Consider the following 25,717-nt stretch of genomic DNA (forward strand, 5'->3'; position numbering starts at 1 on the left):
GGCAGGCCCGACTGGACGGAGTCTGTACACGCCATCGGCGCCCGCCGCGTGCCGCGTCACAGGACGCCCTCCTCCTCCGCCTGGTGAGCGGGGGCCGGGCCCGGTGCCGCGTCCCCGCCCTCCTCGGCCACCACGACACCGGGGACAACCGCACGCAGCCGGTCCACCACCCGCCTGGGCGAGAGCACCCCGGCCGCCCGGTGCACCCCGGCGGGCACCCTCCCGTCACACACCTCCGCGACCGCGAACGCGCCCACCTCGCCGGTCAGTTCGGACCCATCCCCGCCCCGGATCAGCACGGCACGACGCACCGCCGCTCCGCCGTGCCCGACGCCGTCCAGACTGCCCCACAGCACGTGGTACGGCGTGCGCCCGGCCGCGTCCAGGGCGCCTGCCCTCACCAGCTCGGCGGCGTGGGAGTCCAGATCCCGCCCGGTGCCGCGGCGCGCCCGGTTCAGGACTTCGAGCAGAGCGCGGCCGTCGAAGGCGTTGTACCAGCGCGTCTCCTCCAGCCCCAGCGCCCCGGCCCGCTCGGCCACTTCGGAGGTGAGGAAGGGAACCGCCGTCAACGGCCGGGGCAGGCCCGGGATCCGGAAGTCCTCGTCGGTGCCCAGTGCGCCGGGCACCACCCGGCCGCGCCAGAGCCCCATCGGCACGCCGTATCCGCGGTCCAGGCTCAGCAGGTAGTCGAGGGCACCCGTATGGGTGAGCGCGCCCAGCCCGGCGTACGCGCCGGTGAACCGCAGCGGTCGGGCCATCGACCCGGCGAGCAGACCGGGCAGCAGCCCGGACAGACCCGGCACCAGCCCCGCCGACAACACCGCGGTGCGTGACCCGGCCGGTGCGGGGGCCGTGCCGTCGTCCATCACGTCCACGTAGTCCGCGCCCTGGGCGAACGCCGCACGCCGGACCCTGTCCAGCAACAGATAGGCGGGACCGGAGCAGTTGAGCACCGCGCGGCAGCCCGCGGCGAACGCCGCGAGGCTCCGCTCGTCCCGGGCGTCCACCGCCGTGGCCCGCGCCACCGGGCCCAGCTCGGCCGCGAGCCCCCGGGCCGACTCGGGGTCACGACCGCCCAGCCGCAGCCGGAAGCGGCCCTCGGCGGCCAGCCGACGGGCGGCGACCGTACCCACCTCGCCATAGGCGCCCAGGATGCCGATCAGCGGCGCGGCCATCAACGCCGTCCCCGCGGTCGCCGGGCCGCCGGTTCCGCGGCCAGCAGGGCCGCGACCGCGTCGGCGTGCGGCGGGCGCACGCACGTGAAGTGGTCGCCCGGCACGTCCACGATCCGCAGATCGCCGGTGCACACCTGCTGCCAGTACGCGCCCATGTCACGGTGCATCCCGGGGAAGATCTCGGCCTCCCCGACCTGCCGGACCAGCGTGGCGCGCCCCGCGTACGGCGTCGCCTCGTGCAGGGCCACTGTCACCAGGCTGTGCTGGACCGTGCGGTACAGACGGGAGAGCCGCTCCAGTGAGCCGAGCTCCGCCTCCTCTTGGGGCATATGGGCCCCGATGGCCTTCAGCCGTTCCTCCTGCGGCCGCGTCCCCAGCGTTCGCAGCGTACGCAGGGCCGCCGCGGCGCCCGGGTCGAGTCCCTCGAGGGACCGCCCGGTCAGGCCGCCGCGCGGCACCCGGCCGCCGTGTTCGACGGTGACCGCCTCGACGAGCGCGCGGGTCGTGGCCTCGTCCTCGGGGTAGCCGAGTCGCACGGTGTCGGCACGCATCATCCGGGCGAAGACGTACTCGGCCAGCAGGTCGTCCTCCACCAGGTAGGGGACCCGGTAGCTGCTGATGATCGTCACCTCGGTCACCTCGGCGCCCGCCCGGGTGAGCCGGTCGGCCAGCTCGGTGACCAGCAGACCACCCATGCAGTAGCCGACGAGGTGGACCTTCGGGTACCCCTTGGCCAGCAGGACGCGCGCGTACCGGTCGGCCAGATCGCCGACCAGCGTCGCGGGCGCGGCGGCGAGATAGGAGTCGAGGTCGTCGACGACGAGACCCAGGACCGGCAGCCGCCCGGACAGCTCCTGGATCAGCGCGCGGTAGGGCGCCACCGTCCCTGTGCCGTCGTGCACCAGGACCAGCACGGGCGCGTCGGCCGCGCCGTCGGGCCGCGGGGCCAGTTCCACCAGGGGCGACGGCTCGGCGCCGAGGCCCGCGGGCGCCTCGGCCGCCCGCAGCCGGTCGGCGAGCGCCGCCACGGTGGGCCGGTTCAGCACCATCCGCAGCAGATCGTCCCAGCTCACCCCGGCCAGCTGCGGCAGCCGTTCACGCATCCGGCCGACGAGCTGCGCCACCAGCAGCGAGTCCCCGCCGAGGGAGAAGAAGTCAGCGTCCCGTCCGACGGACGGGACCTGCAGCACCCGCGCCCACAGGTCGGCCAGCGCACGCTCCAGTTCGTCACGCGGTGCCGCGCCGCCGCCCGCGGCGGCCGCGCCGGGGGCGTCCTGGCCGGCCAGGTCGGTGAGCTTGGCCCGGTCCACCTTGCCGTTGCCGGTCAGCGGGATCGCGTCGACCACCTGGATATCGACCGGGATCATGTAGGCGGGCAGGCGCTCGGCGAGATGGGCGTGCAGCTCGGCGGGGGTAACGGCGGCACGGTCGGCCTTGAACCGGGCCGCGAAGACCTGCTGGCCGATCTGGGCCAGCGCGCTTTCCGGCGCCGGCAGGCACAGGGCGCTGTCGGCGCCGGCGGCGTCGAGCAGGTCCAGCCACTGCCGCCGGGTGAAGAACGTGGCGCCGGTCCCGGCCCGTTCGTCGGCGAAGCCGGTCAGCCCGTCGTTGAACTCCATCGATGTCATGCCCCGGTAGGTGTCGCGGGTGGCGTCGATGAAGACCAGCCAGCCGCCGGGTGCGATCAGTTCGCGCAGCTTCTCGAACATCTCGCCCGCGTGAACGGCGTTGTGCAGCACATTCGCCGCGACGACGATGTCCGCGGAGTTCGGCCGGAATCCCTGGGCGCGGTGGTCCGCGTTGAGATCGAACAGCCCGTAGCGCACCCAGGGATGGGCGGCGAAGGCCTCCTGCGCCGCGTTGAGGAAGAAGTGCGACACATCGGTGAAGTGGTAGTCGACGGGGAGGTCTGCCAGGGCCGGGATCAGCTCGGCGCTGGTCCCGCCGATCCCGGCACCGATCTCCAGCACCCGCACGGGCCCCGGGCCGCGGTGCCCGGCCACGATCGCGCGGACCGCGGCGATGGTGGCCGCGTTGTTGTACCGGCTGATCAGATTGTTCCGGTAGGCGGCCGCCGCGGTCTCCAGACGGCCCTCGGGGAAGAGGAGGTCGCGCAGCGGGAGCTCACCGCTCAGCAGGTCGCCCAGGTGCCGTTCGCAGTCGCGGTGGAAGCGGACCAGGGCGGCGCCCCAGCCGACGACGGGTTCCAGCGCGTCGATGCGCTCGCGCACGGCCTGGATGCTTCGCTCGTCGGCCGGCTCCAGGCCACACCAGCTGTCCGCGACCGGGTCGTGGACCAGGCGTCCCTCGTCGGCCAGCGCGGTGAGCCAGCGTCGTACGAGATAGTGGTGGTCCGGGGCGGCGCCGCTGGCCGCGATGATCTCGTCGGTGGTGTGTACGCCGTCCGCCGCGGCGAACAGACCGCGTTCACGCAGGAGCCGTGCCATGGACAGCAGCGCGGACTCCTCCAGTGCGGCGCACATCGCCCGCACGTCCTCGCCGCGGACGCCCTCGGCCATTCCCGAGGCGAGCGCGGCCTGGTCAGCCGGTGTGGTCTGCCAGGAGGCGGGCGGCGCGCTCGGCTCGATGCGGGCGGTTTCCGCGAAGGCGACCAGCCGGCGGCCGCCGCCCTCCTCATGGATGACGGCCGCGGCCAGCTGGGCCGCCGGGTGCCCCTGGAGCGCCGCCTCCACCTCGGCCAGCTCGACACGGTGCCCGTTCAGCTTCACCTGTCCGTCGACCCGCCCCAGGAACTCGATCTCGCCGTTGGCCATGCGACGGCCCATATCGCCGGTGCGATAGAGCCGTTCACCGCTGTGCGGATGTTTGACGAACCGTTCAGCCGTGCGCTGTTCGTCGCCGAGGTAGCCGAGGGCGAGGCCCGCGCCTCCGATGTAGAGCTCACCGGTGACGTGTTCCGGGCAGTTCCGCATCAGCGGGTCGAGCACCAGGAAGCTCTGATTGGCCAGCGGCCTGCCGTACGGGATGCTGCCCAGTTCGGGGTCGACCGTGTCGATGGGGTGGCAGATCGACCAGATCGCCGCCTCGGTGGCCCCGCCGAGGCTGACCACGCTCAGGCCGGGCACCAGCGCGCGGACGGCGTCCGGCAGCGTCACCGGGATCCAGTCGCCGGAGAGCATGGCGAGCCGTAGTCGGCCCGCGCCGGCGGCGGGCTCGGTGCGCAGGTACTCCTGAAACATCTGCAGCTGGGCGGGTACGGAGTTCCACACGCTGATGCCGTGTTCCCGGACGAGCGCGGCCCAGTGCGTGGGGTCGCCGCGGCGCGAGGCCTCGGGCAGGACGAGGGCGCCACCGACCGCCAAGGGGCCGAAGATGTCGTACACCGACAGGTCGAAGCCCAGCTGGGCCAGTCCCAGCACTCGGTCATCGGGCCCCACGGCGAAGCGGGAGTTGATGTCGTCCACGGTGTTGCGCGCCGCGCCGTGGCTGATCATCACGCCCTTCGGGGTGCCGGTGGAGCCGGAGGTGTAGATGACGTAGGCGAGGTCGTCGGGGTCCGCTCCGGGCGCCCCGGCCGCCGGTGTGCCCTGGGCGGCGGGCTCCATCGTGTCCACCGCCAGGGCCATCGTCCCCGGCGGCAGGCCGAGGGTGGGTGCCAGCCGGGACTGGGTGAGCACCAGCCGTACCCCGGCGTCCCGGAGCACGGTGTCGCGGCGCAGCGCCGGCTGAGTGGTGTCGACCGGTAGGTAGGCGCCCCGGGCGAGGAGAACCCCGAGGACCGCGACCACCTGCTCCCAGCCCTTGTCCATGACGATGGCCACCCGTTCCCCGGGGACGCTGCCGGAGGTGGTCAGCGCCGCCGCGACGGCTCGGGCCCGCCCGGTCAGTTCGGCGTAGTCCAGGGTGCGGCCGGGCGTGATGACGGCCGTGCGGCCGGGGGTACGCCGTGCCTGGGCCATGACCTCGGCATGCAGCGGGTCGGCGGAGCGCGGTGCCTCGGTGGCGTTGACCCGGGCCAGTCGCTCGTGCTGGTGAGCGGGCAGCTCCACCGGATCGGTCCGCTGCCAGGCGCCGTCCCCGTCGGTCAGATCCGCGACCAGGGCGGCGAACGCACCGAACATGTCCTCGATCACCCGGTCGGGGAAGAGTCCGTCCCGGACGTCCCAGTGCACCAGAAGCCCGCCGGCGTCCTCCATGATCTGGCAGTCGATCCACACCTGGGGCGTCTGGGTGATGCCGTGCACCAGTTCGGCTCCGGGCAGCAAGGCCGCCGGTTCGGGAGCGTGGGAACCGGCCGCGGTACGGGATCCGCTGATCGTGCTGGTGAAGGTGACCGGCATCAGGGCCTCGTCCCGACCCCGGCGCCGCGCGACTTCGCGCAGCACCTCGACCCCGGAGCACAACCGGTGATCCAGGTCGTCCCAGAGCCGGTCCTGGGCCGTGCGCACGCGATCCAGCAGCGTGTCCCCTCCGGTGAGGTCCACGGCGAGCAGGCTGGTCGAGCTAAAGTCACCGATCACCTGATCGATCCGCGGGTGCAAGGGCAACCGGTTCTGCAGGGTGAGGCTGAGCGTGAACCGTGGTCTGCGGCTCCAGCGCCCCACGGCTTCCGCGAACGCCTGCACCAACACTCCCGAGGCGGTCACGCCTGCGTGGGCCGCCCGCCGGTTCAGCGCCCGCCATTGGTCCGTCGTCAGCCGGGTGCCGTGTCGGCGGAATCTCGGCGGAGCGCTCAGGGAGTCGGTGCGCAGGGGCAGTTCGGGCGCCGGGGGCAGGTCGTCGACGCGGTCCCACCAGTAGTCACGGTCCCGCTGGTAGCGGGTGCCCTCTTGAGCGGCGCGGGCCGCCAGTACGTAGTCCCGGAAGGTCGGCGCCGGTTCTCCGGCCTCGTCGGCGTCCGCCTTCTCAGAGCCCCTGTCGGGGCTGGTACACAGCTCGTGCAGTTCTGCGAGCAGCATCCGGATGCTGCCGTAGTCGCAGATGAGCAGGTCGACCGCGAGGTGCAGCAGCAGTCCGCGAGCGGTGCGGGTGGTGCGCAGTTCGAAGAGCGGCCACTGGTCCGTCGGCCGGACCTGATGGGACATCTGCCCCCTGATCTCCTCGACACACCGCCGCGCCCGCTCCTCGCCGGCTCCCCGCAGATCCGCGCGACGCGTCTCGTAGCGCGGCACCTCGGGCAGCACCCGCTGGTATCCGTCGGCCGAGACCACCGCCCGCAGCATGTCATGGCGCCGGACGAGGGTGTTCCAGGCGTCCTCCACGTCCTGCTCGGCCCCGTCGGCCATCGCCAGTTCCAGATAACCGTGACAGGCCACGCCTCCGTAGTCGAACGCCTCGCTGCGCCCCAGCAGGTACGCCGACTGGACGTCGGTGAGCGGGAACGGTTCGTGGCGGGCCCGCGGATCGGCCACCAGACCCGGCCCGAACTCCCGGGTGCGAAGATATTCCAGTACGGCGTGCTTCCGGTCCCGCAGCTCCCGCAGCCGTTCCTCGGTGAGGATCCCCTTCGGCGCCCGGTACCGGAGCCGGCCGTCCTCCTCGTAGAGCGTCGCTCCCAGTGCGGTGAGTTCCTCCACGTACTCGCCGACGTTCATGCCGCTGCCCCCTCGTGCACACTCGTGCCGGTATCCCGGAACCGATGTACGGCGACCGCCAGCCTCGCACCTGTCGACTGCCGATATTCTGGATGCCATCAGCCGGGGTGAGGGAGGTCGCGCCGCCGTGTGACGGGGCCCGGTGGTCGGCCGTGAGGGATGAGGGATACCCGGGGGCTCGGCTCAGCGGATGCCCAGTTCCTTCAGCACCCGCCGCTGGGCGGCGGTGGGCTTGGCCGGGAAGTAGAGGTAGCAGACGCCGCCGGTGCCCGAGACCACCTTGCCGTCGGCGTTGTACCGCTTCGTCCGCAGCCAGATGTTCTCCCACTGCCGCCGCTTGTAGATGTGGCGGACCGCCTCGTTGGTTGCCGAGGCCGGGTCGTTGGCGATGACGTCGCCTTCCGCCGTGAAGCCGATGACGGTCATCAGATGGCCCGAGGTGCCGTACCCCGCGCCGTCCAGTTCGGTCTTGAGGAAGGACTGCGAGGTGATCAGCGGAATGCCGGCCTCGATCAGCTTCTCGGCGTCGGTGAGCGAGCCGAGCCGGGTGACCACGCCCTGGAGATCGCGGTAGGTGGCGGCGTAGGCGGCGTTGAACGGCCAGTTGCCGCAGCCCTCGTACTGGTAGTCGAAGGTGGACCGGGCGGCGTGGCAGACCTGCGGATCGGCGTAGTCCGGGTTGACCCAGGCGAGGTCCTTCGCGGAGGGCTTGCGGCCCCAGTACTCGATGATCATCTGCGAGGAGGTGGGGCTGCACCATGCCTCGCCGCCGTTGTCGTACTCCGGGTACTGGCCCTTGTGGATCTCCTGTGAATAGCGCGGTACGACGAGTTCGCGCCCCTTGGCCAGGCTCGGCGTGGAGGCGGGCACCTCGAACCGGTCGGGGACGTCCGAGCCCATCGCGCCGACCCGCCACACCGTGGGCGTGAGCGTGGTGCCGGGCTTGCGGTGGAGGGTGAGCCGCACCTGGTACTTCGCGAGCCGCAGCCCGCTCGCCGGGTCGTCGATGGAGAAGGTGTCGGTCCACACCGAGCTCTTGTCGTCGCTCTGGTCGTCCACCGAGGTGCGCCGGATGGAGGAGGCGCCGTCGTCGGAGGCCCAGCGGCCCATCACGTACCAGGGGGTCGCGGAGCCGTCGGTGTAGGTGCCCTTGAGCTCGATCTGGACCCAGGTGCCCGCCGGGGTGCGGGCGTTCCAGGAGACGATGGCCTCGGTCGCGGGCACGGAGAGGGTGCGCACCGGGGAGGTCCAGGTGGCGTACTCCCAGGCGGCCTTGGTGCCGGTGTGCGGATCGGTGTAGTCCACGCTGCCCAGTGGGCGGGAGATGACGATGCCGGGGCGGGCGCCGGACTCGGCGCGGACGCCCTTGGCTGCACCGGCCAGCCAGTCGGCGTGGCTGGTCCAGCCGTGGTACTCGGCGATCCGCTCGGCCTTCGGGCCCGCCGGGGCGGCGGCGTCCCCAGAGGCTTGTTTCGCGGCGTGGGCCGGGTGGGCCGTCCCGGGGGCCGGGCGGGCCGTTCCGGCGGCCGCGGCGGCTGTCGTGGTGACGGCGGCGGCGCCCGCGACGCCGAGGGCGGCGGCGAGCACGGAGCGGCGGGGCGTGGATCCAGATCTGGTCATGCGGGGTTCCCCCAGTCGTCGTGCGGTCCAGTGGGCGGCGGGTGCGCGACAGTCGCACAACTATGGCCGCTGCGAGTGGTCTCAGGCCAGTGATTCCCCCGGCGCCCGCTCCATCAATATTGGTGTGAACCAATGGAGTGAACGAGCCCGAAGGGCCGTATGGTGGTTCCCGATGCGAACTTACCGACCGGTTGGCAGCCTGGACGCGCTGGCGCGGCGCCTGTGTGCGCTGCCGCCGTCCTGCGGGCCGGTCCGGCTGGTCGCGGTGGACGGCCACGCGGGCTCCGGGAAGACCACCTTCGCCGGGCGGCTGGCCGAGGCGCTCGGCGGCGCCCCCGTGCTGCACACGGATGACTTCGCCACCCATGAGGAGCTCTTCGGCTGGGCCGGGCGGCTGCACACCCACGTCCTCGCCCCGCTGGCCCGGGGCACGGCCGTGCGGTACGCCCCGTACGACTGGGTGGAGCGCCGCTTCGCCACCGCCCGGCGGCGGCTGGACCCCGCGCCGGTGGTGCTGCTGGAGGGGGTGGGCAGCGGCCGCCGCGCGATGCGCCCGCGGCTGGCGCAGCTGTTGTGGATGGATCTGCCCGAGCGGGACTCCTGGCGGCGCGGTCAGCTGCGGGACGGCCCGGGGATGTCCGCATTCTGGGACGGGTGGCTGCCCGCCGAGCGTGCGCATTTCGCCGCCGATCCGTCCCGTCCGTACGCAGGAGCCTTGGTACAGCAGGGGAAGGAGGGGTATGAGGTGCTACCGGGACCCGCGGCTACCGACGGAAACACCCCCTGGCCTCACACAGCGTGAGCCCATGCCCCCGACCGGGCCTGACGCCGCCGCCCGAGGCATGACGCGTACTCCAACTCGGCTTGACCTGGGGCCCATACAGGTCTTACGTTCTCAATGTGCGACTCGTACGAGTCGTCCCACAACGCGAAGCCCCCGGTTGTTCCCCCGTGATCGGGGGCTTCGTCCTGTCTGGCGCCGGTTTTCCGCTGCTTTGCGCGGCCACTTGCTCACTCTGGGTGACGACCCGCCCCAGGCCTTGTGCGCCCCCTACACGCCCCCGCGCACACCCGTCCGGCCTTGTGTGATTGCGACGAACAACAGTGCGGCACCCTCGGCCCATACGAGTTGCGCAGGTACGATGCGAAAGGGGCAGTCGCCCCTGCGGCATCCACGGGGGCAGCGGTTGTGGGGGACGTGATGAATTTCGGCACGCAGGGTTCGCACGCCCCGGCCGACCTCGCCTGGCTGCGAGCCGTCGATGCCTACACGATGGGCGCGTACGCACAGGCCGAGGAGGAGTTCCGGGCCGCCACCCGGCTCGATCCGGGAATGGCCGACGCCTGGCTCGGACTGCACGCGCTGCGGGCCGACACGGCGGCGGCGCTGCTGCGGATGTACCGGCACCGCGACCGCTTCGGCGAGCAGCGCGCCCGGCACCGCCGCACCCTCAACTCCTGGTACTGGCTGGGCTGGTGGGTCCAGCCCGTGCTGGAGACCAGCCGGGACCTGCTGCTCGCCCACGCCTCCCACTGGCTCGACGGCCGCCATGTGCCCGAGCTGGACCGGGCGCTGGCCGGCTGCCCTCCGGTGGAGGCCGATCCGCAGGCCCGCTTCCTGCACGCCTGCCGCGCCTATCTGGTCAAGGACTGGGAGCAGCTGGTCCGCCACACCGAGCCGCTGCTGGACGATCCGTTCCTGGGCATCGAGGCCGGTCTGTTCGCCGGGATGGCGCGGGTCCGGCTGGAGATGTACAGCCAGGCCGAACCGCTGCTCGCCGCCGCCTTAATGCGCTGTCGCAGCGAACAGCCCCAGCGCAAGGAGCTGCGCTACTGGCTCGCCCGCGCCCATGAGGGCACCGGGCGCAGCGCCGCCGCGCTCCCCCTCTACCGCGCGGTGCACCGCATCGACTCCACCTTCATGGACACCTCGGCACGGCTGGCGGCGATAGCCGAGTCCGACGGTCTTGACGAGCCCGCGGACCTCGCCGCCGTAACGCTGGCCGGGGCCGGTGGCCAGGACTCCACGGACGGCCGGGACGCCACCGCCGCCGACCCCGCCGACACGCTGTCCGACGGCCGCGATCCGCGCGCCGCGGCCGAGGGCCCCGAGGGCCCGCCGCTGATGGGCCCCGCCGTGATGGGCGCGGGCGGCACCCGCGACCGGGCCGGGCTGCCGGCCCAGCCCGGCCCCTCCGATCCGGTGCTGCTGGAGAGCGCGCTGCAGGAGCTGGAGCGCATGGTCGGCCTGGAGCCGGTCAAGCGGCAGGTCCGGGCGCTGTCGGCGCAGCTCCATATGGCGCGGCTGCGCGCCGGGCAGGGCCTGCCGGTCCAGCCGCCCAAGCGGCACTTCGTCTTCTCCGGGCCCTCCGGCACCGGCAAGACCACCGTGGCCCGCATCCTCGGCCGGGTCTTCTACGCCCTCGGGCTGCTCGGCGGCGACCATCTGGTGGAGGCCGGGCGGGCCGACCTGGTCGGCGAGTATCTGGGCCAGACGGCGGTGAAGGCCAATGAGCTGATCGACTCGGCGCTCGGCGGGGTGCTCTTCGTCGACGAGGCGTACAGCCTGTCCAACTCGGGCTACAGCAAGGGCGACGCGTACGGCGACGAGGCGCTTCAGGTGCTGCTCAAGCGGGCCGAGGACAACCGCGACCGGCTGGTGGTGATCCTCGCCGGCTACCCCGAGGGCATGGACCGGCTGCTGGCCGCCAACCCCGGCCTCGGCTCGCGCTTCACCACCCGCGTCGACTTCCCCAGCTACCGGCCGCTGGAGCTCACCCGGATCGGTGAGGTGCTGGCGGCGGAGAACGGGGACGTGTGGGACGAGGAGTCCGTGGAGGAGCTGCGCAGCATCAGCGGCCATGTGGTGGACCAGGGCTGGATCGACGAGCTGGGGAACGGGCGGTTCCTGCGCACGCTGTACGAGAAGAGCTGCGCGTACCGGGATTTGCGGCTGTCCGGGTGGAGTGGCACTCCGACCCGGGATGACCTCGCCACGTTGCGGCTGCCGGATCTGATGCAGGCGTACGGGGAGGTTCTGTCGGGCCGCGGTCCCATGTACCGCGACCCGCAGGACCCGCCCCTGGGATAGCGGCGCGCGCCTGCGGCGGGCTTTCCCCGACCCGCCCCTTCCCGAACCATGGGGCTCCGCCCCCTGGACCCCCGGACGCCCTTCGGGCGTGTCCTCAATCGCCGGACGGGCTGAAATTCAGCCCGTCCGGCGATTGAGGACCGGGGTCCGGGGCGGAGCCCCGGCTGTGGGAAGGGGCAGGTAGGGAAGGGCCCTCCGCAGGCGCTACCGCAGCGCGACCGCGGGGTCAGCCCACCATCGCCCGCTCCTCCCCGGAGGGCACGGCGGGCGCCGCCTCGCCCCGCGGCTCGGCCACCCGGTCCCGGGTCCCGCCCCGGTGCGCGGGGTCGTGGACCTCGCCGACCAGCTTCTCCAGGACGTCCTCCAGGGCCACCAGCCCCAGCACCGTGCCCGACGCGTCGGCGACGGCCGCCAGATGGGAGGCGGCCCGGCGCATCGCGGTGAGGGCGTCGTCCAGCGGAAGCTCCGCCCGGAGCGTCTCGATCGGATGCCAGACCCGCTGCGGCACGGCCCGCTCCGGGAACTCCAGCTCCAGGACGTCCTTCACATGCAGATAGCCCATGAAGGCGCCACCGGGGCCGCACACCGGGAAGCGCGAGTAGCCGGTGCGCACGGTCAGCTCCTCGATCTGCCGAGGAGTGACCGAGGGGTCCACGGTGACCAGGCCCGCCGGGTCCAGGAGGACGTCGGTGACCGGGCGGCTGCCCAGCTCCAGGGCGTCCGCGAGCCGCTCCTGCTCCCCGGGGTCGAGCAGCCCGGCCTGCCGGGAGTCCTCGACCAAATGGGTCAGCTGCTCGCTGGTGAAGACGGCCTCGACCTCGTCCTTGGGCTCCACCCGGAACAGCCGCAGCACCAGCCGGGCGCACGCCCCCAGCAGTGCGGTGACCGGCCGGCACAGCCGCGCGAAGGTGACCAGGCCCGGGCCGAGCCACAGCGCGGTCTTGTCCGGCGCCGCCATGGCCAGGTTCTTCGGCACCATCTCGCCGATGACCAGATGGAGGAAGACCACCAGGGCGAGCGCGATGGCGTAGCCGAGCGGATGGATCAGCTGCTCGGGGAGGTGGACGGCGTGGAAGACCGGTTCCAGCAGTTCGGCGACGGTCGGCTCGGCGACCGCGCCGAGGGTCAGCGAGCAGATGGTGATGCCGAACTGGGCGGCCGCCATCATCTGCGGCAGGTTCTCCAGGCCCGTGAGCACCGTACGGGCGCGGGCGGAGCCCTCGGCCGCGCGGGGCTCGATCTGGCTGCGGCGCACCGAGACCAGGGCGAACTCGGCGCCGACGAAGAAGCCGTTGGCCAGGACCAGCAGAACGGCGAAGAGAAGCTGTACCAGACTCATCGTCCGTCCGCCTTCCCGGCCGCGGCGGGGGCACTCATCTGCGCGGGTGGCGTACTCGTACTCGTACTCGTACGGACGATGCGCACCAGTTCCGCCCGGTGGTGGCCGACCTGCCGGACGGCCAGCTTCCAGCCGGGCAGCTCGGCGATGTCGCCGGGGGCGGGGATCCGCCCCAGCAGATCGGCCACCAGCCCGGCCACGGTCTCGTACGGCCCGTCGGGCGCGCCCAGGCCGATCCGGCGCAGGGTGTCGACGCGGCAGCCGCCGTCGGCGTCCCATACGGTGCGGCCGTCCTCGGTGAGGGTCTGCACCAGGTCGGGGGTCTCCGCGGCCTCGTCGTCGTGCTCGTCGCGCACCTCGCCGACCAGTTCCTCGACGATGTCCTCCAGCGTGACCACACCGGCCGTGCCGCCGTACTCGTCGACGACCACGGCTATCGGCTGCTCGCTGCGCAGCCGCTCCAGCAGCGGCTGGACCGGCAGCGTCTCGGGGACCAGCACCGGGGACTGGGCGATCCGGCTGACGGGTGTGCGCAGCCGGTCGTCGGACGGCACCGCGAGGGCGTCCTTGAGGTGCACCATCCCGATGACCTCGTCCAGCCGGTCGCGGTAGACGGGGAAGCGGGACAGCCCGGTGGCCCGGGTGAGATTGAGCACGTCCACGGCGGTCGCCGTGGAGTGCAGCGCGCTGACCCGCACTCGCGGGGTCATCACATGCTGGGCGGTCAGCTCGCCGAGCGAGAGGGTACGGACGAACAGATCGGCCGTGTCCTGCTCGAGCGCGCCGGCCCGCGCCGAGTGGCGGGCGAGCGAGACCAGCTCACCGGGGGTGCGGGCGGAGGCCAGCTCCTCGGTGGGCTCCACGCCCAGCGCCCGTACCAGCCGGTTGGCCACGGTGTTGAGCAGGGCGATCACGGGCCGGAAGAAGCGGGCGAAGGCGTACTGCGGGCCCGCGACGAAGCGGGCGACCTGCAGCGGCCGGGAGACCGCCCAGTTCTTGGGCACCAGTTCGCCGATGACCATCTGGACGGCGGACGCCAGCAGCATGCCGAGCACGATGGCGACACCGGACACGGCGCCGTGGGGCAGCCCGACCACCTCCAGCGGCGTGGTCAGCAGATGGCCGAGCGCGGGCTCGGCCAGCATGCCGACGATCAGCGAGGTGATGGTGATGCCGAGCTGGGTGCCGGAGAGCTGGAAGGACAGCTCGCGCAGCGCCTCGACGACGGTACGGGCGCGCTTGTCGCCCTCGTCGGCGGCTCGCTCGGCGTCCGGTCGCTCGACGGTGACCAGGCCGAATTCGGCGGCCACGAAGAAGCCGTTGGCGAGGATCAGGACGAGTGCCGCGGACAGCAGCAGGAGGGAAAGGGTGATGCTCATGCCGCCGCCTCGTGGTCGGCGGCGGCGCAGGTACTACAGGACGATCCGTCCATCTGCTGAGGGAGTCACTCCTCGGGTCGCAGGGGAGCCCGCCAGGGGCGCACGCGGGCGTGCGCGCTGGAGAGGCGGGGCGGGGCGTCGTTCGGCCCCGGCAACAGAGTAAACAAGGATGGGGCATGACGGGCAGGCCCCTCACGCCGTTGGAGTGCCGATCCGCTCGTCGGCCGGTTCGTGGGGCCCGCCCGGCAGGGGACGGAAGCGGACGTAAAGGGGCTGCTCAACCCCGCTGGGGCCGGGCGGTCCTGCCGGGTGGCTCAGTCCGCGGCACGGCCCGTCCCGTGCCGCTCGGCGAGGGCGCGCAGGGCCCGCGCGTCGCTGATGGCGTGCGCCTTGGCGATGCCGGGCTGGATGCCCATCGCGGGCAGGCTGGTGCCGTCGGCGAGGTCCAGATAGACCCAGGGGTCACCGGGGCGCAGATTGACCCGGAGCACCTCCGCCCACTCCAGCCGGCGCTTGGTGGTGAGGTTGACCACCGTCACACCGCCCTCCTCGGCCACCACCTTGGGGCGGCTGAGCAGCGTCAGCACCCCGAAGAACAGCAGTCCGGTGAGGATGAAGCTGGCCCGCTCCCCCGGCCCCAGCCGCTCCAGCAGCAGGGCGACGGCCGTGAGGACGACCAGGGCGGCGATACCGACGGTCATCAGGACGGCCCGGGTCCTGGTCGGCCGGAAGGTGACGGGCAGGGCGGGGGTGGGCGCGGCGGCGGACACCTGGTCGGCCTCTCGGATGGGAGGGATGGGAGGGATGGGGGAACTGGATGGGGCTGCGGACGGGGCGGGCCGTCAGAGGCGGCAGGCGTGGATGCCGGTGGTGAGGATGGCCCGTGCCCCCAGGTCGTAGAGCTCGTCCATGATCCGCTGAGCGTCCTTGGCGGGGACCATCGAGCGGACCGCGACCCAGCCCTCGTGGTGCAGCGGGGAGACGGTGGGCGACTCCAGGCCCGGGGTGAGCGCCACGGCGCGCTCCACCTGCTCCACCCGGATGTCGTAGTCCATCATCACGTAGCGCCGGGCCACCAGGACGCCCTGCATCCGGCGGAGGAACTGCTGGACCTTGGGGTCGTCGCTGGGGTCGCCGGTGCGGCGGATGACGACCGCCTCGGACTCCAGGATGGGCTCGCCGATGATCTCCAGCCCGGCGTTGCGCAGGGTGGTGCCGGTCTCGACCACATCCGCGATGACCTCGGCGACACCGAGCTGGATGGCGGTCTCGACGGCGCCGTCGAGGTGGACCACGGCGGCGTCCACACCGTTGTCGGCGAGGTGCTTGGTGACCAGTCCGGCGAAGGAGGTGGCCACGGTCATCCCGCCGAACTCGCTGACGTCATTCGCCGTGCCGGGACGGGTGGCGTAGCGGAAGGTGGACCCGGCGAAGCCGAGCTGCATGATCTCCTCGGCCTGGGAGCCGGAGTCCAGCAGCAGATCGCGTCCGGTGATGCCGATGTCGAGCCGGCCGGAGCCCACGTAGACGGCGATGTCGCGGGGGCGGAGGAAGAAGAACTCCACCTCGTTCTCCGCGTCGACCAGGACCAGCTCCTTGCGGTCCTTGCGCTGCCGGTAGCCCGCCTCATGGAGCATCGCCGACGCAGGCTCGGACAGTGAACCCTTGTTGGGGACGGCGATGCGCAGCATGAGTGCTCTTTCCTTCGGTTGCTCGGTGGCTCGGTGGCTCAGCTGGCTCGGTAGCCAGGGTGCGGGTGTTTGACGGGGGTGCTCAGAGGTGGGCGTAGACGTCGTCGAGGGTCAGCCCCTTGGCGACCATCATCACCTGAAGGTGGTACAGGAGCTGGGAGATCTCCTCGGCGGTCGCCTCGTCGCTCTCGTACTCGGCGGCCATCCACACCTCGGCGGCCTCCTCCACGACCTTCTTGCCGATGGCGTGCACACCGGAGTGGACCAGCTCGGCGGTGCGGGAAGTGGCGGGGTCGGCCGTGGCGGCCTTCTGCTGGAGCTCGGCGAAGAGCTCCTCGAACGTCTTCTTGGGCATCGTGTCCGTCATCCTACTTGGGTCGTGCGACGCCCCTCAGCGCCAGGGTTCGGCGACCGAGCGCAGGGTGGTGGCGGTGGCGACGGCCGCGGTGACCGCCTCGTGGCCCTTGTCCTCGCTGGAGCCCGCGAGCCCGGCCCGGTCCAGGGCCTGCTCGTCGGTGTCGCAGGTCAGCACGCCGAAGCCGATGGGCACGCCGGTGTCCACGCTGACCTGGGTCAGCCCCTGGGTGACGCCCTGGCACACATAGTCGAAATGCGGGGTGCCGCCGCGGATGACGACGCCCAGGGCGACGATCGCGTCATAGCCGCGGCCCGCGAGCACCTTGGCGACGACCGGCAGTTCGAAGCTGCCCGGCACCCGCAGCACGGTGGGCTCGTCGATGCCGAGCTCGCCCAGCGCGCGCAGGGCGCCGTCGAGCAGCCCGTCCATCACCTTCTCGTGCCACTGTGCGGCGATGACGGCGACGCGCAGGTCCCCGCAGTTCTTCACGGACAGTTCGGGGGCGCCCTTACCGCTCACGTCTCTCCTCGGTGTTTCTCGTGTTCCGGTGCTTCTGTGGTGGTGCGTCGGTGTGGCTACTGGTTGCCGCAGGCCGACATGGGCTCGGCGCGGTCGCCGTCCAGCCAGGGCAGGTCATGCCCCATCCGGTCCCGCTTGGTGCGGAGGTAGCGGAGGTTGTGCTCCCCGGCCTGGACGGGCATCGGCTCCCGGCCGGTGACCCGCAGCCCGTGCCGGACCAGCGCCGTGGTCTTCTCGGGGTTGTTGGTCATCAGCCGCAGCGAGTGCACGCCGAGGTCGGCGAGGATCTCCGCGCCCGCGGCGTAGTCCCGCGCGTCGGCGGGCAGGCCGAGTTCCAGATTGGCGTCCAGGGTGTCCCGGCCCAGCTCCTGGAGCTCGTACGCGCGCAGCTTGGACAGCAGTCCGATCCCGCGCCCCTCATGGCCGCGCAGATACAGGACGATGCCCCGGCCCTCGGCGGTGACCCGCTCCAGCGCGGCGTGCAGCTGGGGGCCGCAGTCGCAGCGCAGCGAGTGGAAGACATCGCCGGTGAGGCATTCGGAGTGGACGCGGACCAGCACGTCCTCGCCGTCCCGGATGTCGCCCTGGACCAGCGCGATGTGCTCGACGCCGTCGGCCGCGCGGTAGCCGTACGCCCGGAAGTCGCCGAAGGCGGTGGGCAGCCGGGTCTCGGCCTCGCGCCGCACAAGCGGCTCGGCGGGCTTGCGGTACGCGATCAGATCGGCGATGGAGACGATCGCCAGGTCGTGCTTGTGGGCGAAGGCCACCAGGTCGGGCAGGCGCAGCATGGCGCCGTCCTCCCCCGCGATCTCGCAGATCACGGCCGCCGGGCGCAGTCCGGCCAGCCGGGCGAGGTCGACCCCGGCCTCGGTGTGGCCGTCGCGCTCGAGCACCCCGCCGGGGCGGGCGCGCAGCGGGAAGATGTGGCCGGGGCGGACGAGGTCGCCGGGGGTGGTGTCCGGGTCGGCCAGCAGCCGCAGGGTGGTGGCCCGGTCGGCGGCGGAGATACCGGTGCTGACGCCGTGTTCGGCGGTGGCGTCGACCGAGACGGTGAAGGCGGTCCGCATGGACTCGGTGTTCTCCTCGACCATCTGCGGAAGCCGCAGCCGGTCGAGGTCGGCGGTCTCCATGGGCGCGCAGATGAGCCCACGGCACTCGTTCATCATGAAGGCGACGATCTCGGGGCTGATCGTCTCGGCGGCGGCGACGAGGTCGCCCTCGTTCTCCCGGTCCTCGTCGTCCACGACGACCACGGGGCGGCCCGCGGCGATGTCGGCGATGGCGCGCTCGATGGGGTCAAGTGCCAGTTCGCCGGGCCACTGCGCGGTTCGCAGGGAGGCGGCCGGGCCGCTGCTCGGATGCGGGTCGGTCACCGCGTATGCCTCACTCATGATGTGGCCTCCTTGTCCTGCGTGCCGTTGTCCCGTCCGAGCAGCCGCTCGACGTATTTGGCGAGTACGTCCACCTCGAGGTTGACCGGGTCACCGGCCTGCTTGACCCCGAGCGTGGTGAGCGCGAGGGTCGTCGGGATGAGGCTGACGGTGAAGTAGTCGGGGCCCGCGTCCACGACGGTGAGGCTGATGCCGTCCACCGTGATGGAGCCCTTCTCGACGACGTAGCGGCTGAGTTCGGCGGGCAGCGAGATCTTCACGATCTCCCAGTGCTCGGAGAGCTTGCGGTCCAGGATTGCGCCGGTGCCGTCCACATGGCCCTGCACGATGTGGCCGCCGAGCCGCCCGCCCAGCGCCATCGGGCGCTCCAGGTTGGCCCGGGAGCCGATGTCGAGCGCGCCGAGACTGGAGCGGTTCAGCGTCTCGGCCATCACGTCGGCGCTGAACCGGGTGCCCTCCGCGTCCTCGATGATGTCGACGACGGTGAGACAGACGCCGTTGACGGCGATGGAGTCGCCGTGCTTCGCCCCTTCGGTGACGACGGGGCCGCGTACCTGGAAGCGGGACGCGTCGCCCAGGTGCTCGATGGCGACGATCTCACCCAGTTCTTCGACAATTCCGGTGAACACTTCAGTTCTCCTCGGCGAGGGGGGCGGGGGCGGCGGGAACGGGGATGGGGGCGGCGATGGGGACGGCGGTGACGCGCAGATCGGGACCGAGCCGGGTCACATCGACCGTCTCGAGGCGCAACGCCTGCGCGATGGTGGTGATTCCGGCGTCGGCGAGGGCGGCGGGGCCGGCACCGAGCAGGACGGGGGCGAGATAGCCGACGACCTTGTCCACGGCGCCCGCGGCGAGGAACGCCCCGGCGAGGGTGGGCCCGCCCTCCAGCAGGACGGAACGCACCCCGCGGCCGTGCAGTTCGGCCAGGAGCGCGGGGATCCGGAGGCCGGTCTCCGCGCGCGGCAGCCTTACGGTCTCCACGCCCGGCCGCCGCGGCAGATGCGCGATGCCCGCGTCCTCGGCGACGGCGATCAGCGTGGGCGCGGCGTCGTCCAGAACCCGGGCACCGGGCTTGATCGTGGCGCCCGAGTCCACGACGACCCGCAGCGGCTGGGTGGTGCCCTCCGGGTTCCGTACGGCCAGGTGGGGGTCGTCGGCGTGCAGGGTGCCGGAGCCGACGACGACGGCGTCGGCCTCCGCGCGCAGCCGGTGCACATCGGCGCGGGACTCGTCGGAGGTGATCCAGCGGCTGGTGCCGTCGGCGGCGGCGCTACGGCCGTCCAGGGTCGCGGCGAACTTCCACAGCACGAAGGGGCGACCGCGGCGCATCGCGGTCAGCCAGGGCTCGTTGACCGCCTCGGCCTCCTCGGCCAGCAGCCCGGCGTCGACCTCGACCCCGGCCGCGGCCAGGGTCGCGGCGCCGCCCCTGGCCTGGGCGGTGGGGTCGGCGACGGCGTAGTGGACGCGGGCGATCCCGGCGGCGAGCAGCGCCCGCGAACAGGGGCCGGTGCGGCCGGTGTGGTCGCAGGGTTCGAGGGTGACGACGGCGGTGCCGCCACGGGCCCGCTCCCCCGCCGCGCGCAGCGCGTGGACCTCGGCATGCGGGCCGCCGGCCCGCTGGTGCCAGCCCTCGCCGACGACACGGCCACCGGCGTCGAGGATCACGCAGCCTACGACGGGGTTGGGGCTGGTGTGGCCGAGACCGCGGGCGGCGAGCGCGACGGCATGGCGCATCGCTTGGGCTTCGGCTGCGGTGGCCACCGGGTCCTCCTGCCTCTTCGGGCACGGACTCCGGGGCTGTCGAGATGACACGGGAGCGGAAACGCCGCCGCCAGCACGCCGGGATCGGTGAGGGCCCGCATTCCGCATACGCGAGAGCGAACCGCCGAGGCGGCGCACCGGTGATGTCGCTACCGCCGCGCACTGCCTCCCATCCGGACTTTCACCGTCGGTCCAGGAATTTCACCTGGTCAACCGGCCGCTGGCGGCGGACGGGTCGCGGACTGTAACCGCCGGTTCGGATTTTCACCGACCCCGGAGTGCGCTGACGTCACTGGTACGGGCCCAGTGTGCCATGGCCATCAGCCCAGCTGGGAGCCAACCCCCATGTGGCCTCCCTCACCCACCCAAGCCCTGGACGGGCCCCACCTGATCCCCCACCGCAGTTCGGAGCGGCTTCCCCACCCGGGCCCGGGTCAGATCCCCCACCCCGCCCCTTCCCGAATCGGGGGCAAGCCCCCGAGCCCCGCCCGGGAACGGCCCTCATGCCGTGGAACTCCACCAAGCCCCCGGCGCCCCGCAGGTGGCGGCCCCCTGCCGCCCCCAAGGCACCCCGACCCCGGCCGGATGCCGCGACGCGGAGATCGTTCCCGATCCGGGGGACGGGGGCCTGCCCCCGATTCGGGAGGGGTGGCCGTTAGCCCTGGGCGATGCTGTCGAGTTGTTCCACCGCCGGCCGCAGGGCCCACAGGTCGCCCCCGGGCGGGGTCTGGAGCTCGGGCAGCGCGGCGCGGGCCTTGCGGTCACCCGCGTCGGCCGCCGCGTGGACGATGTCGCTCGCCGCGTAGGCGCGGAAGTCGAGCTCCGGGTAGGGCCAGGGCGCGGCGCCGGTGGCCGCCGGGAGCAGGACGTCGACCGCCTTGAAGAGGTTCGCGCCGCCGGGCCCGGTGTAGTGCCACAGGTCCACCCCGACGTGCTTCCCGATGGCGGCCATCCGGGTGTACGCGACCAGGTTGAAGGTCGAGTAGTGGAAGCTCCGGGTGCGCTCCAGTTCCTGTGGCTGCGTGCCGTCGGCCGCGATCTGCGTGTCGATGCGCTTGGTGCGTGCGTCGCGGAGCACCTGGCGGGCGCGGTCCCGGTCGCCCACGGCGGTGGCGATGGCGGCGACCTGCATGTCGTAGAAGGTGCCGTGGTTGTTCTCGGCGGCGCCTTCCTCCTTGCCGAAGTCGCTGTTCACCAGCCAGTCCAGGAACTGCTTGTTCCAGGTGCGGAAGCCCGCGTGGTCGCTGTCGGACCAGCCGGGGGCGCCGGTGTCGAGGAGTGCGGCGGCGTCGAGGAGGCTGGTGAAGGCCTGGGAGAAGTCGATGATCCCGATCGAGCGGCCGTCGTACATGCAGGGGATGAACTGCGCGTGGTTCAGGTTCGGGTTCATCCGGGTCTCCGGGGTGATGAACCAGGTGCGCAGGATGTCCGCGGCGTGCTCGGCGTAGGCCCGCTTACCGGTGTAGTACCAGGCCAGCGAGAGCTCGTAGGCGGACTCGAAGACCTTCCCGACCTCGGGACGGTCCGTCATCTTGTCCACGTCGGGGTTCCGTTGGCCATCCTTCTGAACGTAGGGGCAGCCGTACGGATTGTCCTCGGTCTTGGGCTGGCTGGGCCACCAGTAGGGGGCCTGGCTGAAGTAGTCGTGTTTGTCGCCGCTGGGCGGCACCTGGTCCTTGTCGGTGACCGTCCAGGGGCCCTGCTTCATCCACTGGTCGGCCTGGGTGGTCAGATCGCGTACGGTCCGCCGCAGATTCCGGTCTCCGAGCTGCAGTTTCAGCTTGGTGAGGGACAGTCGGGGCCCGTCGAGCACCACCGTGCGGGGCACCGGGCCGGAATGCCGGACGCGCTCGGCGCCCTGCGCGGAGGGGGCGGCGGGGATCGCCAGGACGGCCAGGAGGGCGGCGGCGGCGATGATCGCCCGGGCGATCCGCCCGCGTCCCGCTGGAGGTGCACCCATCGAGCACTCCAATCAGATAGCTGAACGCTATTCAGAATTGAGATCGGGCTCAGAGTAAGACGGCTCCATGGGCACGACAAGAGATCGCACAGGAATGCCCTCACCCCACGGGTTCGGCGCGCCGAAGGGCTACGGAGCGCCGAACAGCTCGTTCTGCGTCGCGTCCAGCGCCGTCAGCACGGCGCCCCGCAGCACCCCGCCGCCGCCCACCACCCCCGCGCGCACCCGCGTCCGCAGCGGCGACAGCCGGGCCACATGCTCCTCCACCCGCCGGGCGAGCCCCTCGCCCCCGGCCCGGCCGACCTCGCCGCCGAGCACCGCGCACCCCGGGTCGAGCACCGCGCAGATCGCGGCGACGCCCAGCGCGATACGGGCCGCCAGCGCGTCCAGGAACGTCTCGCCCCGCTCCCCCGCCGCCAGGGCCGCGCGGATCACCGCCTCCGCCGCGCCGGAACCCTCCGCCGCGCCCCCGCGCGAGCCGCCCGCCGCGGCCTCGAGGCCGTGCTCCTGGGCGAGTTCACAGACCGCGGCGCTGCCCACCAGGGAGTGGAACCCGCCGTCGCAGCCGGTGGCGGAGGGCAGCCCCACGGTGCCCGGCACCGGCAGAAAGCCGATCTCCCCGGTGCCGCCGGACGCGCCGCGCCGCAGCACCCGGTCCAGCACCACGGCCGCGCCGATGCCGTGGCCGAGCCACAGCAGTACGAAGGTGTCGCGGTCGCGCACCGCGCCCAGCCGCTGTTCGGCGACGGCCGCGAGATTGACCTCGTTCTCCAGCAGCACCGGTGCCGCGAGGCCGCCGTGCAGCGCGGTGGCCAGCTCCCGGTGCCAGGAGGGCAGCCCGCCGGGGGAGTTGAGCTCCCCGGTGGCGGGGTCGATGAGGCCGGGCATCCCGATCCCGATGTGGTGCAGCCGCGCCGCCCCGGCCCGCTCGGCGGCCCGCTCCACGAGGGCCACCACGGCCGCGACGGTGTGCGCCGGATCCACGTCCGGGGCCACCGGAAGCGACTCCTCGGCCACCGTCCGGCCCAGCAGATCGGCCACGCAGACGGCGACGCCGTCCGTACGGACGTCCACCCCGGCCACATGCGCGCTGTCGGCGACGAGCCCGTACACCCGGGCGTTGGGCCCCCGGCGCTCCGCCCCCGACTCCCCCACGACCGCCACCAGTCCGGTCTGCCGCAGCCGCTCGACGAGGTCCGCGATGGTGGGGCGGGACAGCCCGGTCAGCGACTTGAGCTCCCCCGCGGTCAACGGCCCCTTGTCCTTGAGCAGGTGCAGGGCGAGGCGGTCGTTGATGGCCCGCGCCGTACTCGGAGAGGCGGTGCGGCCCGCCACGGACACGCTCGTCGAGGTCATGCCGGGATCCTTCCAGAAGGCCGTGGGAAAAGCTCTATCTATCAGGGAGCCTTCCTGATAGTTTCCGGTGGGCCACGGCACAGGCCGCGCACAAGCACGGATACGGGCACAAACAAGTACCGGTACGGGCACAAGCACGGGTACGGGCACAAGTGCTTGGTACGGGCACAGACAAGAACATGGGCACGGACACGGGTCGGCGCTACGGGGAGGGTGCGACAAGTATGGGCAGGCTCAAGGAGTCCGGGGCGTCCGAGATGCGCCCGGTACGGCGGGCGCGGATCGCCGTCGCGGCGGTCTTCGCCGTGCACGGCGCGGTGACCGGCAACTTCGCCACCCGTATCCCCTGGGTCCAGGAGCGGCTGGACCTGAGCGCCGGTCAACTCGGCCTCGCGCTCGCCTTCCCCGCCATCGGGGCCTCGATCGCGATGCCCCTGGCCGGGCGGATCAGCCATCGCTTCGGCGCCCGCACGGCGCTGCGCGGACTGCTCGCCCTGTGGACCGTCTGGCTGGTGATGCCCCCTCTCGCGCCCGGGCTGGTCTGGCTGTGCGGTGCGCTGCTCATCTTCGGCGCGACCGCCGGGATGGCCGACGTCGCGATGAACGCCCTCGGCGTGGAGATCGAGAACCGCCTCGGCCGCTCGATCATGTCCGGGCTGCACGGCATGTGGAGCGTCGGCGCGCTCACCGGCTCGGCTGCGGGCACGGTCGCCGCGCACGCCGAGGCCGACGCCCGGCTCCACCTCGCCATCGCCGCCGGGGTCCTCACGGTGCTCGGCGCGGTGGCCTGCCACTGGGTCCTGGACCTGCGCAGCGCCCCCGATGAGCATCCGCCGCCCCGCTTCGCCCTGCCGCCCCGCTCCGCGCTGATCATCGGCGCGGTGGGCTTCTGCGCGGTCTTCGCCGAGGGGGCGAGCCTGGACTGGTCCGCGGTCTACCTGCGCGACGTCATGGACACCTCCCCCGGTGTCGCCGCCGCCTGCACCACCGCCTTCTCCTGCACGATGGCCGGTGCCCGGCTCGTCGGGGACGCGGTGGTGGGCCGCTTCGGGCCGGTGCGGACCGTACGGACGGGCGGCGTCCTCGCCACCGCCGGGGGCGTCCTCGTGGTCAGCGCCTCCGGGCCCGCCCTCGCCATCGCCGGATTCGGCCTGATCGGCCTGGGCATCGCGGTCGTGGTGCCGCTGGCCTTCGCCGCCGCCGGGCGCAGCGGCCCGGCCCCGAGCCAGGCCATCGCGGGCGTCGCCACGATCACCTACACCTCGGGGCTGATCGCTCCGGCGGCGATGGGCTCGATCGCGGATCTGACCTCGCTGACGATCTCGTTCTGCCTGGTCACGACGTTGGCGCTGGGGCTGGTGGCGGGGGCCGGGGTGCTGCGGACCCCGGCGGGGACGGACCCCACGGGCTCCGCCCCGCACCCCGACCCGTCGACATCCCGGGCCACGCTCTCCTGACGGGGGCCGGGGCCGGGCGGTGCACCGTCGCCGACACCGCCGTCGGTAGGCTCCCGCACGCACGGCCATCGGTCGGCTCCCGCACCACCATCGGTAAGCCCCCGCACGGCCACCGTCCGTCGCCGACACCGCCATGCTTCGGTGAGCGCCGAAAGGATCCGGCCGTACGGTCGGTGACATGAGCGATACGAGCGACGGTCCGGCCCCCGGCCGCCACACCGCCTTCCGCCAACTCCACCACGGCGACCGGCCCCTGCTGCTGCCCAACGCGTGGGACCACGCCTCCGCCGCCGCCCTGGTCCGGCGCGGCTTCCCCGCCATCGGCACCACCAGTCTGGGCGTGGCCGCGGCGGCCGGGCTGCCGGACGCGACCGGCGCCGCCCGCGACGGCACCCTCGCCTTCGCCCGGGGCATCGCCCGGCTCCCGGCGCTGGTGACCGTCGACATCGAGGGCGGGTTCGGCGACCGGCCCGAGGAGGTCGCGGCGGTCGCGGCCGAGCTGGACCGGGCCGGGGTGGTCGGCGTGAACATCGAGGACGGGCGCCCCGACGGCACCCTCGCGCCGCTGGCCCGGCAGTGCGCGATGATCGAGGCCGTCAAGGAGCGGGTGCCCCGGCTGTTCGTGAACGCCCGGACCGACACCCACTGGCTCGCCGCGCTCGATGGCGGCACCCCGCCCTCGCTGGCCACCACCGCCGAGCGCATCGAGGCGTATGTGCGGGCGGGCGCGGACGGGATCTTCGTGCCCGCGCTCATCGACGAGCAGAACATCGGCGCACTGGCCGACGACCTCGGCGAGACCCCGCTGAACGTCCTCTTCACACCCGGCCGCCACACCTATGAGCGGCTGGCGGAGCTCGGGGTGCGGCGGGTCAGCTGCGGTTCGCTGCTCTTCCGGGCCGCCCTGGACCATGCCGTCGAGCTGGCGTGGTCGATCGCCCACCCGGACGCCCCGGCCGATGCCGATCAAGCCGCCGGTCTGCCCGGCTACGCCGAGGCGCAGTCGCTGGCCGGTGACTTCACCACGGCCGGTCCCGCATAGCTGCACGACGCATATTTTCG

The 25,717-nt window shown here is 72.8% G+C and carries 18 protein-coding genes and 1 riboswitch; of the genes, 4 read left to right on the plus strand and 14 right to left on the minus strand.

The features are described 5' to 3' along the window. Positions 1-56: 56 nt before the first annotated feature. The 3 genes from LIV37_RS10045 to LIV37_RS10055 form a co-directional block, all read right to left on the minus strand. Positions 57-1,175: a saccharopine dehydrogenase NADP-binding domain-containing protein gene (locus LIV37_RS10045; RefSeq protein WP_020867004.1), complete on the minus strand. Its 1,119-nt coding sequence runs from the start codon at positions 1,173-1,175 to the stop codon at positions 57-59. Next, a complete protein-coding gene (locus LIV37_RS10050) occupies positions 1,175-6,730 on the minus strand; it encodes a non-ribosomal peptide synthetase (RefSeq protein WP_020867005.1) in 5,556 nt (1,851 codons plus the stop codon). Before LIV37_RS10050 ends, LIV37_RS10045 begins: the two co-directional genes overlap by 1 nt. A gap of 183 nt (positions 6,731-6,913) precedes the next feature. Continuing rightward, positions 6,914-8,350, minus strand: a complete 1,437-nt coding sequence (locus LIV37_RS10055; RefSeq protein ID WP_121825635.1) for a peptidase C39 family protein — start codon at positions 8,348-8,350, stop codon at positions 6,914-6,916. A gap of 172 nt (positions 8,351-8,522) precedes the next feature. Here LIV37_RS10055 and LIV37_RS10060 point away from each other — a divergent pair, with 172 nt between their 5' ends. Together LIV37_RS10060 and LIV37_RS10065 are read left to right on the plus strand one after the other, a co-directional pair. Further along, positions 8,523-9,152: a uridine kinase family protein gene (locus LIV37_RS10060; RefSeq protein WP_020867007.1), complete on the plus strand. Its 630-nt coding sequence runs from the start codon at positions 8,523-8,525 to the stop codon at positions 9,150-9,152. Between the two features lie 399 nt (positions 9,153-9,551). Next, positions 9,552-11,441 carry an AAA family ATPase gene (locus LIV37_RS10065; protein WP_020867008.1) on the plus strand — a complete coding sequence of 630 codons (1,890 nt, stop codon included), beginning with the start codon at positions 9,552-9,554 and terminating at the stop codon, positions 11,439-11,441. A 226-nt stretch (positions 11,442-11,667) separates the two neighbouring features. Here the strand turns inward: LIV37_RS10065 and LIV37_RS10070 are convergent, their stop codons facing one another. The 11 genes from LIV37_RS10070 to LIV37_RS10120 all read right to left on the minus strand — a co-directional run bounded on the left by LIV37_RS10070 (position 11,668) and on the right by LIV37_RS10120 (position 23,198). Beyond that, positions 11,668-12,780 carry a hemolysin family protein gene (locus LIV37_RS10070; protein ID WP_020867009.1) on the minus strand — a complete coding sequence of 371 codons (1,113 nt, stop codon included), beginning with the start codon at positions 12,778-12,780 and terminating at the stop codon, positions 11,668-11,670. Further along, a complete protein-coding gene (locus LIV37_RS10075) occupies positions 12,777-14,153 on the minus strand; it encodes a hemolysin family protein (protein ID WP_121826132.1) in 1,377 nt (458 codons plus the stop codon). Before LIV37_RS10075 ends, LIV37_RS10070 begins: the two co-directional genes overlap by 4 nt. 320 nt (positions 14,154-14,473) lie before the next feature. Next, positions 14,474-14,929, minus strand: a complete 456-nt coding sequence (locus LIV37_RS10080; RefSeq protein WP_020867011.1) for a PH domain-containing protein — start codon at positions 14,927-14,929, stop codon at positions 14,474-14,476. 72 nt (positions 14,930-15,001) lie between these two features. Beyond that, positions 15,002-15,850, minus strand: a complete 849-nt coding sequence (gene hisG, locus LIV37_RS10085) for an ATP phosphoribosyltransferase (RefSeq protein WP_020867012.1) — start codon at positions 15,848-15,850, stop codon at positions 15,002-15,004. An 82-nt stretch (positions 15,851-15,932) separates the two neighbouring features. Next, positions 15,933-16,205: a phosphoribosyl-ATP diphosphatase gene (locus LIV37_RS10090; RefSeq protein ID WP_044568481.1), complete on the minus strand. Its 273-nt coding sequence runs from the start codon at positions 16,203-16,205 to the stop codon at positions 15,933-15,935. A 36-nt stretch (positions 16,206-16,241) separates the two neighbouring features. Next, a complete protein-coding gene (ribH, locus tag LIV37_RS10095; protein WP_020867014.1) occupies positions 16,242-16,727 on the minus strand; it encodes a 6,7-dimethyl-8-ribityllumazine synthase in 486 nt (161 codons plus the stop codon). A gap of 56 nt (positions 16,728-16,783) precedes the next feature. Then, positions 16,784-18,118: a bifunctional 3,4-dihydroxy-2-butanone-4-phosphate synthase/GTP cyclohydrolase II gene (locus LIV37_RS10100; RefSeq protein WP_020867015.1), complete on the minus strand. Its 1,335-nt coding sequence runs from the start codon at positions 18,116-18,118 to the stop codon at positions 16,784-16,786. Next, the gene (locus tag LIV37_RS10105) at positions 18,115-18,747 is read right to left on the minus strand and encodes a riboflavin synthase (RefSeq protein WP_020867016.1); all 633 of its coding nucleotides are present in this window, start codon (positions 18,745-18,747) and stop codon (positions 18,115-18,117) included. The genes LIV37_RS10100 and LIV37_RS10105 overlap by 4 nt, the downstream gene beginning before the upstream one ends. Before the next feature lies 1 nt (position 18,748). Then, positions 18,749-19,882 carry a bifunctional diaminohydroxyphosphoribosylaminopyrimidine deaminase/5-amino-6-(5-phosphoribosylamino)uracil reductase RibD gene (ribD, locus tag LIV37_RS10110; protein ID WP_121825634.1) on the minus strand — a complete coding sequence of 378 codons (1,134 nt, stop codon included), beginning with the start codon at positions 19,880-19,882 and terminating at the stop codon, positions 18,749-18,751. Between the two features lie 155 nt (positions 19,883-20,037). Then, positions 20,038-20,168, minus strand: a riboswitch (FMN riboswitch). Between the two features lie 369 nt (positions 20,169-20,537). Further along, positions 20,538-21,842 carry an alginate lyase family protein gene (locus tag LIV37_RS10115; protein WP_020867018.1) on the minus strand — a complete coding sequence of 435 codons (1,305 nt, stop codon included), beginning with the start codon at positions 21,840-21,842 and terminating at the stop codon, positions 20,538-20,540. Between the two features lie 129 nt (positions 21,843-21,971). Next, positions 21,972-23,198: an ROK family transcriptional regulator gene (locus LIV37_RS10120; protein ID WP_020867019.1), complete on the minus strand. Its 1,227-nt coding sequence runs from the start codon at positions 23,196-23,198 to the stop codon at positions 21,972-21,974. A 224-nt stretch (positions 23,199-23,422) separates the two neighbouring features. On the opposite strand from LIV37_RS10120, the gene LIV37_RS10125 reads away from it, so the two are divergent. Both LIV37_RS10125 and LIV37_RS10130 read left to right on the plus strand, forming a co-directional pair. Next, entirely contained in the window at positions 23,423-24,655 is a 1,233-nt protein-coding gene (locus LIV37_RS10125; RefSeq protein WP_020867020.1) for an MFS transporter, read from the plus strand. Between the two features lie 178 nt (positions 24,656-24,833). Further along, positions 24,834-25,697: an isocitrate lyase/PEP mutase family protein gene (locus tag LIV37_RS10130; protein ID WP_020867021.1), complete on the plus strand. Its 864-nt coding sequence runs from the start codon at positions 24,834-24,836 to the stop codon at positions 25,695-25,697. The last annotated feature ends 20 nt before the right edge of the window (positions 25,698-25,717 follow it).

This window comes from Streptomyces rapamycinicus NRRL 5491, assembly GCF_024298965.1.
Lineage (GTDB): Bacteria > Actinomycetota > Actinomycetes > Streptomycetales > Streptomycetaceae > Streptomyces > Streptomyces rapamycinicus.

Coding starts and splice junctions, on each gene's coding strand:
- LIV37_RS10045 (WP_020867004.1), bottom strand. CDS start 1,175: ATGGCCGCGCCGCTGATCGGCATCCTGGGCGCCTATGGCGAGGTGGGT.
- LIV37_RS10050 (WP_020867005.1), bottom strand. CDS start 6,730: ATGAACGTCGGCGAGTACGTGGAGGAACTCACCGCACTGGGAGCGACG.
- LIV37_RS10055 (WP_121825635.1), bottom strand. CDS start 8,350: ATGACCAGATCTGGATCCACGCCCCGCCGCTCCGTGCTCGCCGCCGCC.
- LIV37_RS10060 (WP_020867007.1), top strand. CDS start 8,523: ATGCGAACTTACCGACCGGTTGGCAGCCTGGACGCGCTGGCGCGGCGC.
- LIV37_RS10065 (WP_020867008.1), top strand. CDS start 9,552: ATGAATTTCGGCACGCAGGGTTCGCACGCCCCGGCCGACCTCGCCTGG.
- LIV37_RS10070 (WP_020867009.1), bottom strand. CDS start 12,780: ATGAGTCTGGTACAGCTTCTCTTCGCCGTTCTGCTGGTCCTGGCCAAC.
- hisG (WP_020867012.1), bottom strand. CDS start 15,850: ATGCTGCGCATCGCCGTCCCCAACAAGGGTTCACTGTCCGAGCCTGCG.
- LIV37_RS10090 (WP_044568481.1), bottom strand. CDS start 16,205: ATGCCCAAGAAGACGTTCGAGGAGCTCTTCGCCGAGCTCCAGCAGAAG.
- LIV37_RS10100 (WP_020867015.1), bottom strand. CDS start 18,118: ATGAGTGAGGCATACGCGGTGACCGACCCGCATCCGAGCAGCGGCCCG.
- LIV37_RS10115 (WP_020867018.1), bottom strand. CDS start 21,842: ATGGGTGCACCTCCAGCGGGACGCGGGCGGATCGCCCGGGCGATCATC.
- LIV37_RS10120 (WP_020867019.1), bottom strand. CDS start 23,198: ATGACCTCGACGAGCGTGTCCGTGGCGGGCCGCACCGCCTCTCCGAGT.
- LIV37_RS10125 (WP_020867020.1), top strand. CDS start 23,423: ATGGGCAGGCTCAAGGAGTCCGGGGCGTCCGAGATGCGCCCGGTACGG.
- LIV37_RS10130 (WP_020867021.1), top strand. CDS start 24,834: ATGAGCGATACGAGCGACGGTCCGGCCCCCGGCCGCCACACCGCCTTC.